General features: G+C 66.4%; 9 protein-coding genes. 5 read left to right on the top strand and 4 right to left on the bottom strand.

The features are described from left to right. Positions 1-22 precede the first annotated feature (22 nt). Entirely contained in the window at positions 23-8,392 is an 8,370-nt protein-coding gene (locus ACTWQA_RS15435; protein ID WP_443159916.1) for a DNRLRE domain-containing protein, read from the bottom strand. 772 nt (positions 8,393-9,164) lie between these two features. Between ACTWQA_RS15435 and ACTWQA_RS15430 the strand changes: the two genes are divergently transcribed. After that, entirely contained in the window at positions 9,165-9,680 is a 516-nt protein-coding gene (locus ACTWQA_RS15430; protein WP_443159915.1) for a DUF6879 family protein, read from the top strand. 14 nt (positions 9,681-9,694) lie between these two features. Beyond that, positions 9,695-10,549, top strand: a complete 855-nt coding sequence (locus tag ACTWQA_RS15425) for a helix-turn-helix domain-containing protein (RefSeq protein ID WP_443159914.1) — start codon at positions 9,695-9,697, stop codon at positions 10,547-10,549. Between the two features lie 535 nt (positions 10,550-11,084). On the opposite strand, the gene ACTWQA_RS15420 is transcribed toward ACTWQA_RS15425, so the two are convergent. Beyond that, on the bottom strand, positions 11,085-12,023 hold the full coding sequence (locus ACTWQA_RS15420; protein ID WP_443159913.1) for a MerR family transcriptional regulator: 939 nt from the start codon (positions 12,021-12,023) through the stop codon (positions 11,085-11,087). A gap of 38 nt (positions 12,024-12,061) precedes the next feature. On the opposite strand from ACTWQA_RS15420, the gene rplK reads away from it, so the two are divergent. Both rplK and ACTWQA_RS15410 read left to right on the top strand, forming a co-directional pair. Then, entirely contained in the window at positions 12,062-12,487 is a 426-nt protein-coding gene (gene rplK, locus ACTWQA_RS15415) for a 50S ribosomal protein L11 (RefSeq protein WP_443159912.1), read from the top strand. A 41-nt stretch (positions 12,488-12,528) separates the two neighbouring features. Beyond that, positions 12,529-13,692, top strand: coding sequence for a hypothetical protein (locus ACTWQA_RS15410; RefSeq protein ID WP_443159911.1), 1,164 nt, complete (start codon positions 12,529-12,531; stop codon positions 13,690-13,692). Here ACTWQA_RS15410 and ACTWQA_RS15405 read toward each other — a convergent pair. Next, positions 13,664-14,722, bottom strand: a complete 1,059-nt coding sequence (locus ACTWQA_RS15405; RefSeq protein ID WP_443159910.1) for a LacI family DNA-binding transcriptional regulator — start codon at positions 14,720-14,722, stop codon at positions 13,664-13,666. The two genes, ACTWQA_RS15410 and ACTWQA_RS15405, sit on opposite strands and share 29 nt — an antisense overlap. Before the next feature lie 180 nt (positions 14,723-14,902). Here ACTWQA_RS15405 and ACTWQA_RS15400 point away from each other — a divergent pair, with 180 nt between their 5' ends. After that, positions 14,903-16,114, top strand: a complete 1,212-nt coding sequence (locus ACTWQA_RS15400; protein WP_443159909.1) for an ABC transporter ATP-binding protein — start codon at positions 14,903-14,905, stop codon at positions 16,112-16,114. Positions 16,115-16,234: 120 nt separating this feature from the next. Here ACTWQA_RS15400 and ACTWQA_RS15395 read toward each other — a convergent pair whose 3' ends face one another. Beyond that, positions 16,235-16,984: an SDR family NAD(P)-dependent oxidoreductase gene (locus tag ACTWQA_RS15395; protein WP_443159908.1), complete on the bottom strand. Its 750-nt coding sequence runs from the start codon at positions 16,982-16,984 to the stop codon at positions 16,235-16,237. Between the last annotated feature and the right edge of the window lie 24 nt (positions 16,985-17,008).

Genomic DNA, 17,008 nt, shown 5'->3' with positions numbered 1-17,008 from the left:
TGCGGAGCCGAAGTCGCGGAACCTAGATCATCGCGGGGTCCTTATACATACCCCATCCTTTTAGGATCTCTTGAACATAACTCGGGTCTCCCTCAAATAGCTTGCCTGACGCATGCCCCATTTGCGCAAGACCCAGGACGTCGAGAATCCCGAAGGCGCGACCGACGCCGCGGAACAGCAGTGGGGTACCTGGTCGACCCGTCGGCACTCGGATGCGCGGCCCTCTGGGTCCGGTCGGATGGTTGCTCCGCCAAGACCCATCCGCCTCAAAAACGGTGTCGGGGGTCAGTTCAGCGCCAGGAAAGCTCCCGAGGCTTCCTTCCGCGTACGTGCCGCCGCGCCACTTGAAGATGACACCGACACCTTTCTTGACAGTGTAGTTCTTAATGAATTGATCGCACCCGCTTTCTCCTGGACATGGACCTTGATCCCCGTTGGCGACGATAACCAAGACGTTACCCGGCTTGAGTAGGCCTTTCTTCTCAAAGTAAGCAGTTATCCGCTTTTCTAGGTGAGTGTCCCAGCTTGAGCCTTCTCCCAAGCCCTCGTTCTGCTTACCGCTGAAGAAGCCGGACTCGAAAGCTAGTAGTTTGCCGTCAGAGTCATACACAGCGGCCGCGCCGAGCATTGTCCTATTGGTCTGAAGTAGCTTCGATGGATCCTTTCCCGTGGACTTCTTGTAAGTCCAGGCAAACTCTTCCTGCCATGACATGAGACCATTTCGGAGCCGATATTTCTTCTGCTCCTCGTATCCGCCTCGCTGCCTGGCCGCCCACTCTCCCGGCGTCATGTCCGTCGGCTCCGGTGCATGCCCATCGATTTCGATGTTGCTGATGGGGTTGCCGCCGGTGAAGGCGTAGCGGTTACTGGTCCAGGGGTCGAGGCCGAGGTTCAGGTCGTCGAGGGCGCCGCTGTAGGTGTCGAGATTGAGAAATCGGTTGAGCCCGGGGTTGTAGTCGCGGAACCCCATGTCGTACATGCCGGTGGAGTTGTCCCACCGCTTGGAGTTGAAGCGGTAAGGGTTGTACTCCTCCTTAGCGGTGGGGTCGACCGGGTTGGGTTTGTCGACGCCGGTGAAGAGTTTGTCGTCGTTCTTGCCGTAGGCGGTGTAGCCGTACGTGGCGCGGGTGTCGCCCGCCTCTGAGGTGACCTGCTCGACGTCTGTGTGCGGGTTGTAGCCGTAGTAGGAGGACTCCTCAGTTCCGTCGGCCTTGACCTTTACCTGGGATAGGCGCTCGCCCCACGGCGAGTACTGGAAGGACCTGGTGAGTTTGCCGGCCACCTCCTCGTCCAGGACCTCGGCGGACAGGCCGAGGTAGGAGTAGGTGGTGGTCTTCGCTGAGGCGGTGCCTTCCTTTTCGGTCTTGCCGGTGGTGCGGTCGAGCGGGTCGTAGGTGTAGGTGGTGACTGTGTTGGTGGTGCCGTCGGTGCCGAGTTTTTCGTGCTTGGTGACGTGGTCGAAGCCGTCGTAGGTGTACTTCTCCCACGTCTTTCCGCCGCCTTGGATGGTGCGCAGCCGCCCGTAGGGGTCGTAGGTGTAGGTGGAGGTCTGTCCGCCGGTGACGGAGGTCATCAGGCGGTTGCGGTCGTAGGTGAAGGTGGTTTTCTTGCCGAGCACCTCCTCCTCCCAGACGTTGCTGTTGGCGTCGTGGGAGTAGGTCTCGGTCTCGACTGGGCCGCCGCCGGTCGGACTCTTCACCGTTTTGGCGATGCGGTCGCGGGGGTCGTAGGTGTAGGCGTAGGTGTGGTCGAGGTAGGCGCCGGGGTTATCGGCGTTCTGGATCTTGGCGTGGTCGCTTGAGCGGTGCAGGTTGCCCTGGTAGCCGACGGTGTGCTCGGAGACGACGGTGGCGTTGGGCTTCTTCTCCAGGCTGTGGCGTAGGACGCCGGACAGGAAGTAGTCGTAGGTGACGGTGTTGCCGTTGGCCTTGATCTCGGTGAAGCGTTCACCGCGCTTGGTGTAGGTGTAGCGGGTGGTTTTCGGAGCGGTGTCGGTGGCGGACTTCTTGTTGACGACCTCGTTGACCAGGTCGCGCACGTCGTAGCCGTAGGTGGCCATGGTCTTGTCGTGGGTGCGGGTGGTGACGGCGCTGTTTTCGTTGTAGGCGTAGCTGGTGGTGTTCTTCAGCGCGCCGTCGAGGAACTCCTTGATCGTGTCGATCTGGTTCAGATTGGTGTAGGCGACGTCCCACACGCCGATCTTGGCGGTCGGAGACCTGTCCTCGATCTTCGTGAGGTTGGCGTTCGGGTCGTAGGTATAGGAGAAATCCTTCTTCTCGCCATCAGTGTCACCGCTGTTGTCACGCACCAGCTTGATCGCGTCGGCCGCGACGGTGCCGTTGGCGGCGTCGGTGAGGGTGACGCTGTGGGCGGTTCCGGCGGTGAAGGTGTAGCTGCCCAGCTCGACCCAGGTGCCGGGGCTCTGGGTCTGGTCGACGGTGACGCCGGCCTCGCCGCCCTGGTGCTTGACCGTGTACTTGGCGTTGGTGGCCGTGGCGCCGGTCGGGTACTGCACCTGCACCTTGTAGGTGCCATCCGATGGGGTGGTGAGGTACCAGGTGAAGGCGGACTGGCCGGTGCCGGCGGGGGCGGTGGCGTAGTCGTAGCCGACGAAGCCCTCGGCCGCTGCCACCTGGGGGCCGACGATGTTCGAGGACGAGGTGCCGCCTGAGCCCAGCGTCCAGGTGCCGGTGGTGGTGACCTGGCCGGTGTCGGAGTTGTCGTTCATGACGACGTCGAGGCCGAGCGGGGTGCCGTCGTCGGAGTGGGTCTTGAGTTTGCCGTCGGGGTAGTACGACCAGTCCAGCGCCCGCTGGCTGGAGCCGCCCGCGGATGTGATGGTGCGGTTGGTCTGCAGGCCGAGCTCGTTGTAGTCGTAGGTGGTCTTGATGTCCCACGGGTCGGTGGTGGTCTTGGACCAGCCGTTGTCCCAGTAGCTCATCGTCGAGATGTTGCGGATGGTCTGCCCGTGCGAGGGCGGGTGGGAGATCGTCTTCAGCCTTGAGACGGCGTCGTAGGTGTAGCGGACGCTGTCGGGGGTGTTGTAGACCGGGTCGTCGGTGTCGTAGGGGTAGATCTCCTCGGCGGGGCGGTTCAGCTTGTCGTAGACGGTTTCGGCGATGAAGTCGGTGGGGTCGTCGGCGGTTTCCACGCCGCGGGGGGTGATGACCTTGGTTCGGTTGCCGACTTCGTCGTAGGCGAACTGGGTGGTGACGTACTTGATGACGCCGCCGGTCTCCGAATGCGGCACCTTGGTCTCGGTGACGTCGCCGCGTGCGTTGTAGGCGGTGATCGTCTTGTTGTTGTCCTGGTCGGTCTGGCCGACGACTAGCCCGTCCAGGTCATACTCGGTGGACGTCTCGAAGCCCGCGGCGTCCTTGACGGTCTTGACGCGGTGGTTGAGGTCGTAGGTGTAGAACGCGGTGTAGTCGGCGCTGTCGGTGGTGGCGTTCTTGCGCGGGTCGATCACCTTGATGGTGTTGCCGACGTTGTCGTACTCGTAGGAGATCTTGTTCTGGCGGTTGCCGTTGGCGACGTCGGCGTTGAGGACGTTGGTCAGCTGGTAGATCTCGTTGTACTTGTACGTGGTAGTGAAGTCGGCCGGGTTCGCGCCGGTCAGGTTGCCCTTGGGCTCGGTCTGGGTTGCGAGGTTGCCGGCCAGGTCCCAGGTGAAGGTGGCCTTGCGTTCGGGCCCAGTCTCGGTGTCCTTGGGCAGCACCGACTCGAGCAGTTGGTCGGCCTTGTCGTAGGTGGCGGTGGCGACGGCGCCGTTGGGGGCGGTGGTCTTGGTGATGTTGTCGTTGCGGTCGTAGACCGGGGCGGGCGTGGTGATGAACACCGGCGGGGAGGCGTCCTGGTCCTTGGGGACCTTGGACTCCAGCGGACGTTTGAAGATGTCGTAGGTCTGGCTGGTGGTCTTGCCCAGCGCGTCGGTCACCGACAGCACGTTGCCGCGCACGTCGTAGCCGGTGGTGGTGACGTTGTTGTCGGCGTCGGTGATCTTCTCGGGGTATCCAGTGGGGTGGTAGTCGGTGAACGTGGTGGGGTTGTCTTCGGCGTCGATGACCTTGGTCAGCTGGCCGACGGGGTCATACTCGTAGAAGGTCGTGTAGTCGTTCGCGTCCGGCGTCGGGACGCCGAGCGGGTCGGTGACCGTCTTGAGGTTGCCGTTGGCGTCATAGCCGAAGGCCCAGCTGCGGCCCTCCGGGCTGATCTTGGTCTTCAGATCGGCGACATAGCCGCCCAGGCCGCGATAGTAGTCCAGCACCGTGGGGTTGGTGCCGTTCTTGTTGGCCTCGGCGTCCTTGATCGTCAGCGGGTAGCCGGTCTTCTGGTCATACGTCCAGCTGGTGACCGCCTGGTTCGGCTGCCCGCTGGCCTCGATCAGGTCGGTGACGTTGTGGTCGGGGTCCCATTGCAGGCGGGTGGTCTCCTGCTTGGCGTTGGTGATCTGCTCGGGGCGGCCGTAGGCGTCCAGCACGTACTTCGTGGCGTTCTGGAGCGGGTCGGTGACGGTGGCGTGGATCACGCCGCCTTGCGGGCCGTCGGGGTCGACGTAGTCGAAGTGGGTGATGCCGTCGAGCCGGTCGGTGAGGGTTTCGAGCTCCCACTTGTCCTTGGGGTCGGTCGTCGCCTCGTAGTAGGCCAGCTTGGTGCTGTTGCCGCGCGGGTCGGTGACGTTGACGAGTTTGACGTTCTTGGTGCCCTGGGTGGCGTCGTAGGTGAACCCGAACGTCTTTGCGCCATCGTCGCCCGCGCCATCGACCATCTTGGCCATCAGGCCCTTGTCGGTGTAGGCGAAAGTGACCTTGCGGCCGGCGATGTCGGTGATCGACTCGACGTTGTCGATGATGTGCGGGTTGGTCAGCTTGGTATCACTGACCTCCTGCCCGGCGTCGTTGATGTAGGTGTAGTCCTGACCCTTCTTGAAGTAGTCGAAGGTCAGCGTCTGGCGGCCGGCGGCGTCGGTGATGTACTGCAGGAACTTGGTGGGCTTGTTGTTGGAGTGACGGCGCTCATAGGTGAACGCCATGGTGTTGCCGTTCTTGTCGACGATCGCGGACTGGAAGCCCTCCTCGTCGAAGAAGAACTGGGTGCGGTCCGGTTTGGTGAACACCCACTGCCGGGCCGGGTCACGCGAGTAGCGGTCCGGCAGGCTGGCCGACTCCGGGACGCGTTGCAGGTACAGGTGCACGCCGCGGGGGTGGACGTAGTCGCAGGTGTTGGGCAGGCAGCCGGTGTTGCCGTGGCGGTCGATGGTCCACACGTGGGTGGTGCCGTCGCCGTCGACGAGCCGGACCTGCTCGGGCCATTTCTGGCCGGGCGGGTGGAACTGCAGCTGCGAGCCGAGCTTGGCCAGGGTGGAGGTCTGCAGGGACCAGCCGTAGCCGAGGGAGGCGGTGCTGGTGTCCAGGCTGTTGTAGGTCATCCGGGCGAATGTCTGCGGGCCGCGGGAGGGGTTGGAGAAGGCGTTGTAGCCCCACACCGCGTTGCCGGCGTACAGGTTGGTCAGGGCGGTGCCGCCGGCGCCGGTGTTCTTGCCGGTGTAGGCGTAGAACTTCTCCAGCCCGAGCAGATCCGAGGTGGGGGAGTCGAGGCGGATCTGCTGCGGCAGCTGCGGCAGCTGGTGGGTGGCCGACTTCCAGTTGTTGGTGACGGTGTCTTGCACGTCCCACACCAGTTGGGCGCCCTCGGCCAGGTTCCCGACCGCCGCCGGTGCCTTGACCGCGGCACCCACCGTGGCGGCGGCGCCCGGCTCCAGATCGGGCAGGTCGGTCTTGAGCTGGGTGTCGGCGGTGGAGATGTCGGTGCCGTCGGGCAGCTTCCAGTGGTAGGACAGCTTGGTCGAGGTGGCCGGCCAGGGCTGGCTGGTGGTGTTCTTCACCATCACCCTGACCGTGGCGGTGGCGCCGGTGTCCAGCCGCTCGGGGGTGCCGGGGGCGTAGAAGGAGGTGACCGCGGCCGGGTCGGCGTAGGTGACGGCCAGCTTCGGCCGCAGCAGCGGCTCGCCGGTTTCGCTGGCCAGGAACTGCGCCGACTGCTTGGCCGCGCCGGCCTCGTCGCCGACCTTGACCAGCAGGCCGTGGTTCGTGCTCGGGGTGGCGGTCCAGGCCTTGGCGGCATCGGTGACCGTCCACTGCCGCCAGCCCGCAGTGTCGGACAACCCGTCCAGGGTGGCCAGCGCGGCGGCCTCGACGTCGCCGCCGGGCGTGGCCCAGGGGCTGGTCCAGGTCGCTGCCTCGTCGAAGGATGTGGTGAGCTTGTGCGCGGTGAAGGAGGCACCGGTGCCGGTGGCGGTGGCCTGCCACAGCGACAGCCGGGCGTCGGCGATCTGAGCGTCGGCCGGGATATCGGTGGCGTAGTCGTCGAAGCGCACCACGGCGCGGGTGTTGGCCAGGCTGGTGGCGGTGTTGCCAACCTGCAGCCGCTTCTGCTGCCCCACCTGATCGTGCCCGGTGGTCGGTTCGCCCGAGGCGAGGGTGGTGTCGGCCGTCCCGTACAGGGTCTCGGTGATGTAGCCGGGCTTGGGCAGGAACGCCCGCACCATCTGCGACGGCACCACCTCGCCGTTGGCCAGCACCGCCTCCACCCAGTAGTCCGCACTGTGGGTGTAGTCAGGGCTGGCCGCGGGTGCCGGTTCGGCGCCACTGCTGGTGTCGACGTAGGAGGTGACCTCCGGCGCCAGCGTCGCGACCAGATCGGTCGCATCGCCGCCGGTGGTGTTGGTGGTGATGGCGCATGCCGTCGGGCAGACCCGCCGCAGCCGGTACTCCACCAGATCGTCGGAGGCGTCGCCGGGGGTGGGGTCGGCGTAGGCGGACCAGGACAGCGACGCGCCCACCGACGTCGCCCGGGTCGGCTGCGCCAGCGTCACCGACGGCTTGCCGAACGTCACCAGCAGCCGCGGATGCGTCGCCGGATCCACGGTCAGCGGGTCGACCCCGGTGAAGTCGTCCATCGCCTGGTAGGCCACCCCGCCCACCGGCGCGGTCCTGGCCTCGTTGGCGGCCTTGAGCAGGATGCCGCCGATCGGCGCGGTGGCAGTGGAATACCAGGCGTTGACCATCGCGGTCACATCGAAGGCGTGCCAGCGCGACAACTCCCCCGGCTGGCGGGTCACCGTCGAAGCCGCGGTGGAGGCGAAAGAGGGCTGGTTGTTCCAGGTCACACCCTGCGGATCCCAGAACCAGGAGTCATCGGTGATCTCGTGGGCGGCCAGCGTCACCGCCGCGCTCTCCCCCAGCGCCTGGTCGAAGTACACCTCCAGCTTGGCCTGGTCGATGCGGGTGCCGATCGGCAGCACGTCCTCGTCATAACCAGGAGGGCCGAAGTACAGCAGCGCCCGGTTCAGCCCCGCCGCGCTCTTGCCCACCGGCAGCTTCCACGAGTCGGCGAAGTTGGAAGAGGTCGCGGCGTTGCTGACGTAGGTGTCATAGAGGTCGGCCCGCCAGTCGTTGATCTTCAGGGTGGGATCGATCACCACCGGCCACTTCCGCTCGGGAGCGGCCAGCCACGCCGCATCCGGCTTCAGCGTGATCGTCGCCTCACCACCCTGACCCTGCGTCAGCTCCTGGGTGATGGCGCCGGCCCTTTTGCCGAACGGCGAGGCCGCATCCGCAGCTGAGTCGATCATGAACGGGCGCGGAATGGTGAACGTCCGATCACCGTCCTCGCCCGCGAACACGATCGACCCGTCCGCATTCTGCGTCGCCTGCATCCCGCCGCCGGTCTTGACGGTGAACGCGAACACCGTCCCCGCCGCGGGCGCTTTCGTGAGCCGCAGGTGCTCGGTCACTCCCGAGCCGGTCACGGTGTAGACCAGGTCGGCGCCGTCCCACACACCCGGAAAGGTGACCGTCGAACCCTCCACCGTCGGGACGATCTGCCGCGCCTCACCCGGCAGGCCGAACGTGACCTGCCGCTTACCGACGCCGACCCGGACCAGCTTGTCGGTTTTGTCGCCGAAACGGGCCTGGAAACCGGTCTTGTCGTTGCCGTGAACGAACCCGTCCCCCGACGTCGTCGCGACGGTCGTGTCGATCTTCTCCCAGGCGCCCGAGGCGTCCTGATAGTGCACCGGCCGCGTCGAGATCTCCGCCTGCGAACGGCCGTCCTCCAACTCGTACACGGTGCCATACCGCCACCGCTTACCAGCCACCTCCTTGACGCGTTTGCCGGGTGGGACCGCCTGCCACCCCGCCGCCGGACGCGTGTCCCGGCCCGGCAAGGTGACTTTCCCGGCGTTCGGCGGTGTCTTGCCCTCCGGCTCGACGGCGAACCAACCCGCCACCTGGCCGGTCAGCCAACTCGCGGCGCGGGACAGGAATCCGGGCTGAGCCGGGCCACTGCTCTGCGCCGCGGCGGGCGGCGCCGACAGCAGCGAGGCCAGCAACGCCAGCGAAGTGATGAGGACGGCAGGATGACGTAACCGTGTGTGACGTCGACGGCGGGGGCGTCTAGCCGGTTGCGGTCGAGGGACGGGTAATTCCGACACGGGCACACTCCAACTCACGCGACCCCTCGCGGGGCCGCAGGTAAGGAGGATCTAAAGATCCTCTGAGCAAAAACACCCGAATCAGGCCACAAACCGGCATATGTGGTCAAGAGTCACGCAACGTGACGAACCAAACTTCTCGAATATGTCTGCGAAATCCCTGCCTGGGGCTCCAGCCTGCGAAGATTCCCTTGCCACAACGATTCCACCGACAGACGGTCAACATAACTGTCGGTAAACACAGCAGGTCGGTCCGGCCAGTCACCGGCTGACCGTTTGAGCAATTCACAGGAAACTCGCAGCTATGGCTTGGCCTCGCGAGCCCCCCGCAGGCGCATCCATGACATCGGAAACGTGGTTCACCATGTCATCGGATCGCCTCTTGACGCGCCCAGGAACTCGGCTCAGGCTGGAGCGTGCAAGTTCGCGCACATCCGCAGCCGGGAGGCGGCCATGACACTCCGGTTCATCGGTATCGACCCCAACACGAACGGCGACAACTGCCCGTCAGTATGGGTGGACGAGCGAGACGGGAGCATCGTGATTCAGGGTTGGGCGGTCACGGACATCAGCGAACTTGCGCAAGTCGCCGCGCGTAGCCCAATCCCGGATCATGAGAGGGTAGTCAGGATTCCACGGCGCATGGCGTCGTTGCTCATGGAGGCTTGCCGTGCCAGCACCTCAGGCGACATTCGTTGAGCTCATCAGGCAGTGTCGGCATACTGCTGTGCATCTGGAGATGCGCGACACCTACACGCCCGACGATCCGGTCTATCTTGACTGGCAGGCTGGTCACCCGATCGACGCTCTAGCACACTGGTCCGAATGGGTCGAACTGGCGACCAAAACGATCAAGCGCGGGGTGACCATCCGCCGTGCGCGGGTCATCTCGGAACCGATCACTGACTTCATTCGCTACGAATACGAACTCACTGACGCCTTGAATGTTGGAGTTGGGGAAGCCGTCCGATGGCTGCCACGTCGGCAGGCCTCGGCCCTGGCCCTCCCGGGCAATGACTTCTGGCTGTTCGATGATCGGCTAGTGCGATTCGGCCTGTTCTCCGGTGACGGTGTCTACCTGGGCGACGAAGTCTCGGAAGATCCGGATGTGATCAAGCTCTGTTCGTCTGCGTTTGAGGCGGTCTGGGACCGCGCTGTCCCTCACGCAGAGTACCGCCCCTCCTAACGCACGTTCCGATTATGACCACGTCTCCGCACTCCAGCGTTGAGCATGTCCGCAAAGGTGTTGCCCAGCGTCTCCGCGAGATCCGCCTCGACGCCGGACTGACCGCGAGAGCGCTGGCCGCATCGGCTGGTTGGCATGAGAGCAAATGCTCTCGCATCGAACACGCTCGCACACCACCCTCTGACATGGATATCCGCGAGTGGTGCCGGATCTGCGGCGCGGAAGATCAAGCGCAAGATCTCATCGCTCTGTCCCGTGCCGCCGATTCGATGTACGTCGAATGGCGGCGTGTTCACCCGACCGGGCTACGCCAGTTGCAGGAAGCGCGGATGCCTCTCTACGAGGCAACTCGGCACTTTCGCATCTACTGCTCTCAAGTCGTGCCTGGTTTGCTCCAAACACCGGCCTACGCCGCGGCGCTGTTGGAAGCGATCGCGAGATTTCACGAGACCCCCGACGACGTCGAAGCAGCCGTTGCCGCTCGCATCGCTCGTTCTCGCGTCCTGTACGAGGGCGACCACATGTTTGCCGTACTGGTTGAGGAATCCGTCCTGCGCTACCGCATCGGTGATGCCGAGGTCATGGCCGGCCAGCTCGGTCACTTGCTGGCCGTGACCTCCCTGCCGTCCGTCTCGCTCGGAGTGATTCCTTTCACTGCACAGCGCCGCATGTGGACGCTGGAAGGCTTCAACATCTTCGATGACACGCGAGTCCATGTTGAACTGCTATCAGCGGCTGTGGCCGTAACACAGCCCCGAGAGATTGCTGTCTACGTGAAGGGCTTCGCAGAACTGGCTGAATCGGCCGTCTACGGCGCTCAGGCCCGCGACCTCATCACATCCGCGATTGCCGATCTTGATTCGCCATAGAAGTTTGTGCAAGTTGATTGAGACGCCGAAACGGTCGCTTCTAGCGTCTCTGTATGACCCATTTCCGTACAGACAGCTGGTTGGTGTGGCGCTCGGACGCTGGTCGCTGGTGGGCCACGCGCAAGCAGCCATTCACGCCCGCTCAAGAGGGCGCCGGGTGCGCCAGGACAGTAGATGCAGACCTGGCAGAGCAGCTTGCCCACCGGGTCGCCGAGCAAGAACAGCTCGCCTTGCAGACCGGCGGTGCCGTGACATGCTGCTGCGAGCGATGGCTTGGTTTCCCGTGCAGGCGAGCCGTTCCGCTCACCTCCGCGCGCGGTAACGCGGTGCCCCGGCCAGCATCGCGGCTGTGCCCCCCGTGCGCGACAGGTTGTGTCTCCACATTCGCCGCCCTCGCCGCCGGGGCACCGTTCGTGATCTACCATGCCGTCCCGATCGTTACATGAGATTCGCTTCCAGTGGAACTTCAAGAAGCTGGGCTGGTCGGGTTTCTGCTGAGGAGTTCGACGCGATGGCCATGCATCCGACGCAGCGCCTACGTCTCGTCCGCGCTATTGACTCGGGTCGGCGGGAGCCGTACATCGGCTGATGTGGAGCGGGCACGCAACGCCTGTTCGATCCAGCGGTAGGCCGCCGTCTGAGGCCATGGCCGGTCGATGCCCCGGACGATCGCCACCAGCTCCCACAACCGCTCCGACCGCGGATCATGCTCGTCGAACCCGCGCAGCATCTCCTCACCGCTCTGCCCGGTCAGTTCCAAAACGCGGTCGAGCATGGGGCCGGCCTCGGGGGAGCCGGGGGCGATGCCTGCGGTGAGGGTGGCGCCGACCTCGTCGAAGAGTGTGGCCGTGGCGCGTCGCCAGGCGTCAAGATCCTCGGGCGGTCGCGCCCAGAAGTCCTCGCTCGTGGTGCGAAGGTTCTCCTGGAAGCCGGGGTCGGCCAGCAGGCCGGCGAGCTCCAGCCACGCGTCGAGTTGCGCGGTGGTGGGCTCTTCGGGGAGGTCGGGCAGGATGGCCTCGCGCATGCCGGCCAGCCATTCGCGGCGGGCCGTGATGTCGCCGCCGACCTCGTCGATGAACGTCTCGAGCAGCCCTGCCATCTCGGCCTTGCCCACCCGGCCGAGCGCGTGCAGCCTGCGCAGGTCCTCGTCGGTGGGGTCGTCCTTGTCCAAGGTGGCGCGGAGCACGGCCCTGGTCCGCTGGAGTGCGGTGATCTGCGTCTCGACCACGTCCAGGTGAAGGGCCAGCACCTCCTTGAGTCGGCGGTGTCCCAGTGAGCGGATCGTCGCCAGGTCGAGGCCGATCTCGCGAAGAGTGCGTATCAGCTCCAGATGGGCACGGTGCTCCTCGGTGTAACGGCGATAGCCGGACGCGGTGCGGCCCGGGGTGGGCAGGACCCCCTCGTCGGAGTAGAAGCGGATCGTCTTGATCGGCAGCCCGGTGAGGGCGGCCAGCTGCCCGATCGAATAATGCACTTGAGTCTCCAGTAACAGGAGACTTTAGCGTACCGCGCATGGCTAAGAACAAGATCACCAGGGCCGTCACGCTGCACCTGTCCGCCGGCGAGGCGAACCCGGCGAACGTCGGCAAGGACCTCGGCCCACTCGGCATCAACCTCATGGAGTTCTGCAAGCAGTACAACGCGCTCAGCGCGAATTTGCGCGGGCACGTGGTCCCCGCTGTGGTGACCGTCTTCGAGGACCGGTCCTTCGAGGTCCGGGTCAAGCAGCCGACGACGGCATCCCTCATCCGCAGGGTGGCGGGGCTGAACGGTGGCAGTCCGCGGCCGGGGCACCAGAGTGGCGGTGTCGTGACCATGGCACAACTCAAAGAGGTGGCGGCGGCCAAGCTGGCCGACCTCAACACCACGGATCTGGACCAGGCGGTCAAGATCGTCGCCGGTACTGCCCGGTCCATGGGACTGACGACCAAGGAGTAATCGGTCGCATATGCTGCGTGATGCTGGGTATCAGGTCCGGCGTGACGATCAATCCATACGCAGGATCGCCTTTCAGCTACGTCGCCGAGCCGGCCGCGGCGCCATACTCGATCGTCGAGCTGATGCCCGGGGTCCGCAACCTGCTGGATTACGTCGGGCTGCGGGCCGGCGAGCGGGTGCTGCTGCTCATGGAGCACACCGTCGACCCGGTCGTCGTCCAGGCGATCGCCGCGGCGGCCGCCTACCGGGACGCCGACGTGCGGATCCTGTCGGTGGCGCCGTTCAGCCCCGGGGGGTGGGACCGGGAGGCGCCGCTGGAGATCGAGGCGGCCGCGTTCCGGGAGTCCGACGTCGTGATCAGCGGGACGTGGTGGGGCGAGGTGCACACAGCGCCGCTCTTCTTCGACCAGATCGCGTCCCGCTCCGCCCGGTTCCTGTCCCTGCACATGACCGCCACGGCCGGAGCACTGCTCACCGGAGCGCGGCTGCCCACCGAGGTCTTCTATGCGCTGCTGGGCCGCGCGCTGCGGCAGTTGTCGGCAGCCCGGTCGATCCGGGTGATCTCCGAGCGGGGAACCGACGTGACGTTCTCCGGGCTGACGTTCGAGTCCAATCCGGGTGGCGCGTTGCGGCCCGGCGACTGGCGGCCCTTCCCCTACGGGGGCGCCAACTTCTGGCCGACCGACACCGAGGGCGTCCTCGTCGTCGAGGACTCCACCGTCACCGGCGTGCCCGAGGAGCCCGTCCGGCTCACCTTGGAGGGCAACCTGGTCCGCAAGATCGAAGGCGGCGCCGCCGCCGAGCAACTGCGGCGGTACGCACCCGGCGGCTACTACATGCGGCACGCTCTGTTCGGGCTCAACCCGAAGGTCCGGGTGTCCGGCGGGACGCAGTTCGAGCGGGAGAAGCACGCAGGGGCCTTCTACTGCGGCCTCGACGGGCTGACGGACGGGGTGCCGGTCACGACGGGACCCGGGTTCGCACACTGCGACTGCCAGGTCGACCGGCCCACCGTGCTGGTAGACGGCGAGGTGTTCGTCGAGCGTGGGCGGCTGCTGATGCTCGATGAGCCGGAGATCCGCGAGGTCGCCGCCGCGTTCGGGCCACCGGAGGTGATCCTCGACGACAACCCCGTCATGATCCTGCCTCGCCGCTACACCGGCGCGCCCAAGAGCGTCAGCGGTGTGGGCCGCAGCTCCCCCTGATGATCAGCTCGGTCGGCAGGACCACGCTGCGCGGTTTCCTGCTTGCGGCGCGCAGCACCAGCTCCGCCGCCCGATAGCCCATGTCCCGTCCCGGCTGGGCGATCACCGTCAGCGGCGGGGCGCACAGCTCGGCCCAGGGCACGTCGTCGTACATCACCAGGGACACGTCCCGCGGCACCCGCAGATCCAGCTCTCGGGCCGCCAGCACCGCCGCCTCCCCGAGGACGTTCCCCCCGGCCACCACCGCCGACAGGTCGGGGCGGCTCTGGAGCAGGCCGGAGGCGGCGGCGTAGGCGGAGTCGCGGCTGCCGGTGCCGAACACCACCAGCTCCTCGTCCACCGGCGCCCCCACCGCGTCCCTGAAGGCCGCCGCCCGGCGATCGTGGCCCGGCCCGCCGAGGAAGGCGATGCGCTTATGGCCCAGGCCCCGCAGGTAGCGGACGGCCGTGCGGATGCCGGCCCGGTCGTCGGCCACCACGGCCGGCACGTCCAGCGGGCGGGCCTGCGCGGCGGCGGACAGGCCGTCCAGGGCCATGAGGTCCGCCAGGACCGCCGGCCCGAGGTCCTCGTCGGCGGCATGGGAGGGAAGGCGGTCGGCGAAGACGACGGTCATGCCCGCGCGGATCGCCGGAGTCCAGGTCTCGGCGTCGCCTGACGGCACCGCGATCAGGCGGTCCACGCTCTGCTCCAGCAGCATGCCGATCAGCTCGGACTCCTGCTCGGGGTCGCCGCCGGTCGAGCCGAGCACGACCGGCTCGCCGGCCGAGCGGGCGCAGGCGAGCACGCCCTCCGCCAGCTGGCCGTAGAAGGTGTCGGTCAGGTCGGGGACGAGCAGGCCCATGCCGCCGGTACGGCGCTGGCGCAGGTTGCGCCCGAGCGCACTGGGGCGGTAGTCGAGCTGCGCGGCGACGGCCAGGACACGTTCCCTGGTCTGCGGGCTGGCCGAGCCGCCCGACAGAACTCTGGACACGGTCGCGACGCCGACGCCGGCCGCCTCGGCCACATCTTTGATCGTCGCCCGCCTCTCCATGGAAACGATTCCATCATGGTTTTCACCCAAGGGGAAGACTCACGCAGCGACAAAGGCTGGTCACACGGGAACCCTTGACACCGATGTCCTCTTTCGGGTGAGATGCTTGAAAACGTATCCACGGAAGTGGGCACACGGTACAAACATCCGGGCTACCGCCCTGGAGCGCGAAGGAATGTCATGGCATCCATCGTTCTGACGAACGTCGACAAGATCTACGCCGGTGGCGTAAAGGCCGTGAACGGGCTCAACCTTGAGATCAAGGATGGCGAGTTCATGGTGCTGGTCGGTCCGTCCGGTTGCGGTAAGTCGACCGCGCTCCGGATGATCGCGGGCCTGGAGGACATCAGCGGCGGTGAGATCTCCATCGGCGACAAGGTGGTCAACCACCTGCCGCCCAAGGACCGCGACATCGCGATGGTCTTCCAGAACTACGCGCTCTACCCGCACATGACGGTCGAGGAGAACCTCGCCTTCGGCCTCAAGCTCCGCAAGATGCCCAAGGCGGAGATCCAGAAGCGCGTCGGCGAGGCCGCCAAGATGCTCGGCCTGGACACCTACCTCAAGCGCAAGCCGGCCGCTCTGTCCGGTGGTCAGCGCCAGCGTGTCGCCATGGGCCGCGCCATCGTGCGTGAGCCGCAGGCCTTCCTCATGGACGAGCCGCTGTCCAACCTCGACGCCAAGCTCCGCGTCTCGATGCGCGCCTCGCTCAACACGCTGCACGAGCGCCTCGGCGTCACGACGGTCTACGTCACCCACGACCAGGTCGAGGCCATGACCCTCGGCGACCGCGTCTGCGTGCTCCGCGACGGTCTGCTCCAGCAGGTCGACACTCCTCAGAACCTGTTCGACAAGCCGGTCAACCTGTTCGTGGCCGGGTTCATGGGCTCGCCCTCGATGAACTTCGTCACCGCCGAGCTGGTCCGCGACGGCGGTGCCGCGGTCACCTTCGCCGACGTCAAGCTGCCGATCCCCGACTCGACCTTCTCTGACAAGCCGGGCCTCGACCAGTACATCGGCAAGAAGATCATCCTCGGCATCCGCCCGTCCGACTTCGAGGACGCCAGCTCCGCCGGCACCCACGCCAACGGCTGGGCCACGCTGCCGGTCAAGGCGGAGGTCACCGAGGAGCTGGGCTCCGAGATCAACGTGCTGTTCCTGATCGACGCCCCGCCGGTCGAGCACAAGGACACCGTCGCCGCCGCCGACACGGGCGACGACGAGGAGGCGGCACTGCCGCTGGTGGGCGACAAGTCCCTGTGGACCGCCCGCGTCAACGCCCGCAGCCACGTCCGCCCCGGCCAGAACATCGACCTGGTCATCGACACGCACAACATGCACTTCTTCGACCCGGCCTCCGGTCTGGCGATCGGCCACGAGGCCAACCGCTGACCGCGAGCCGCAGTTCTCGATCGTGAGCCCAGCTCACGATCGCTGGGCCCCCACCGCGACCCCCTCCCGCGGCGGGGGCCCTTCCATGTCCGCCGGCGGAATCCCGCCGGCGTTCGATCCTCAGCGTCCGATCTTGCCCGACACGAGGCTCTGCAAGCTGCGCGGCACCAGCCTGCCGACCGCCACGATGGCCTTGTAACGGATGTCCGGCACCGACACCCGCTTGCCGAGCGCCAGATCGCGCAGCGCTTCCCGTACCACGTTGTCGGCCTTCAACCAGAGGAAGCCGGGAATGCCGGAGGTGTCCATGGAGGCCCGCTGGTGGAACTCGGTCCGCACGAACCCGGGGCACAGCGCCATGATCTTGATGCGCGGATTGCCGGCCTCGGCTGCGGCGGACTCGCTGAAGTTCACCACCCATGCCTTGGAGGCGCTGTAGGTGCCGCGCGTGAAGAACGCCGCCACGGACGCCACGTTGATCACGGCCCCGCGGTCGCGCTCGCGCATCCCGGGCAGCGCGGCCAGCGTGAGCCGCAGCACGGCCTCGCAGTGCACCTTGAGCATGCGCACCTCGTCGGCGACCGGCACGTCGGGGAAGCTGCCCGGGTGACCGAACCCGGCGTTGTTGATCAGCAGGTCGACGCCGTCGCGCAGGCGGGATTCGACCGCGGCGATCCCGTCGTCGGTGGCGAGGTCGGCGGGCAGCACCTCGACGCTCACGCCGTACCTGAGCTTGAGCTGGCCGGCGGCCTCGGCCAGCCGGCTCTCGTCCCGCGACACCAGGACGAGCGAGTAGGCCTCGGCGGCCAGGCGCCGGGCGAAGGCGGCGCCGAGGCCGGCGGTGGCGCCGGTGATCAATGCGGTGGGCATGCCTGAACCCTAGCGTCCGTGACA

It is taken from the genome of Nonomuraea sp. 10N515B (assembly GCF_052245915.1).
Classification (GTDB): Bacteria; Actinomycetota; Actinomycetes; order Streptosporangiales; family Streptosporangiaceae; genus Nonomuraea.
This window is presented reverse-complemented; position numbering and strand designations above follow the sequence as displayed.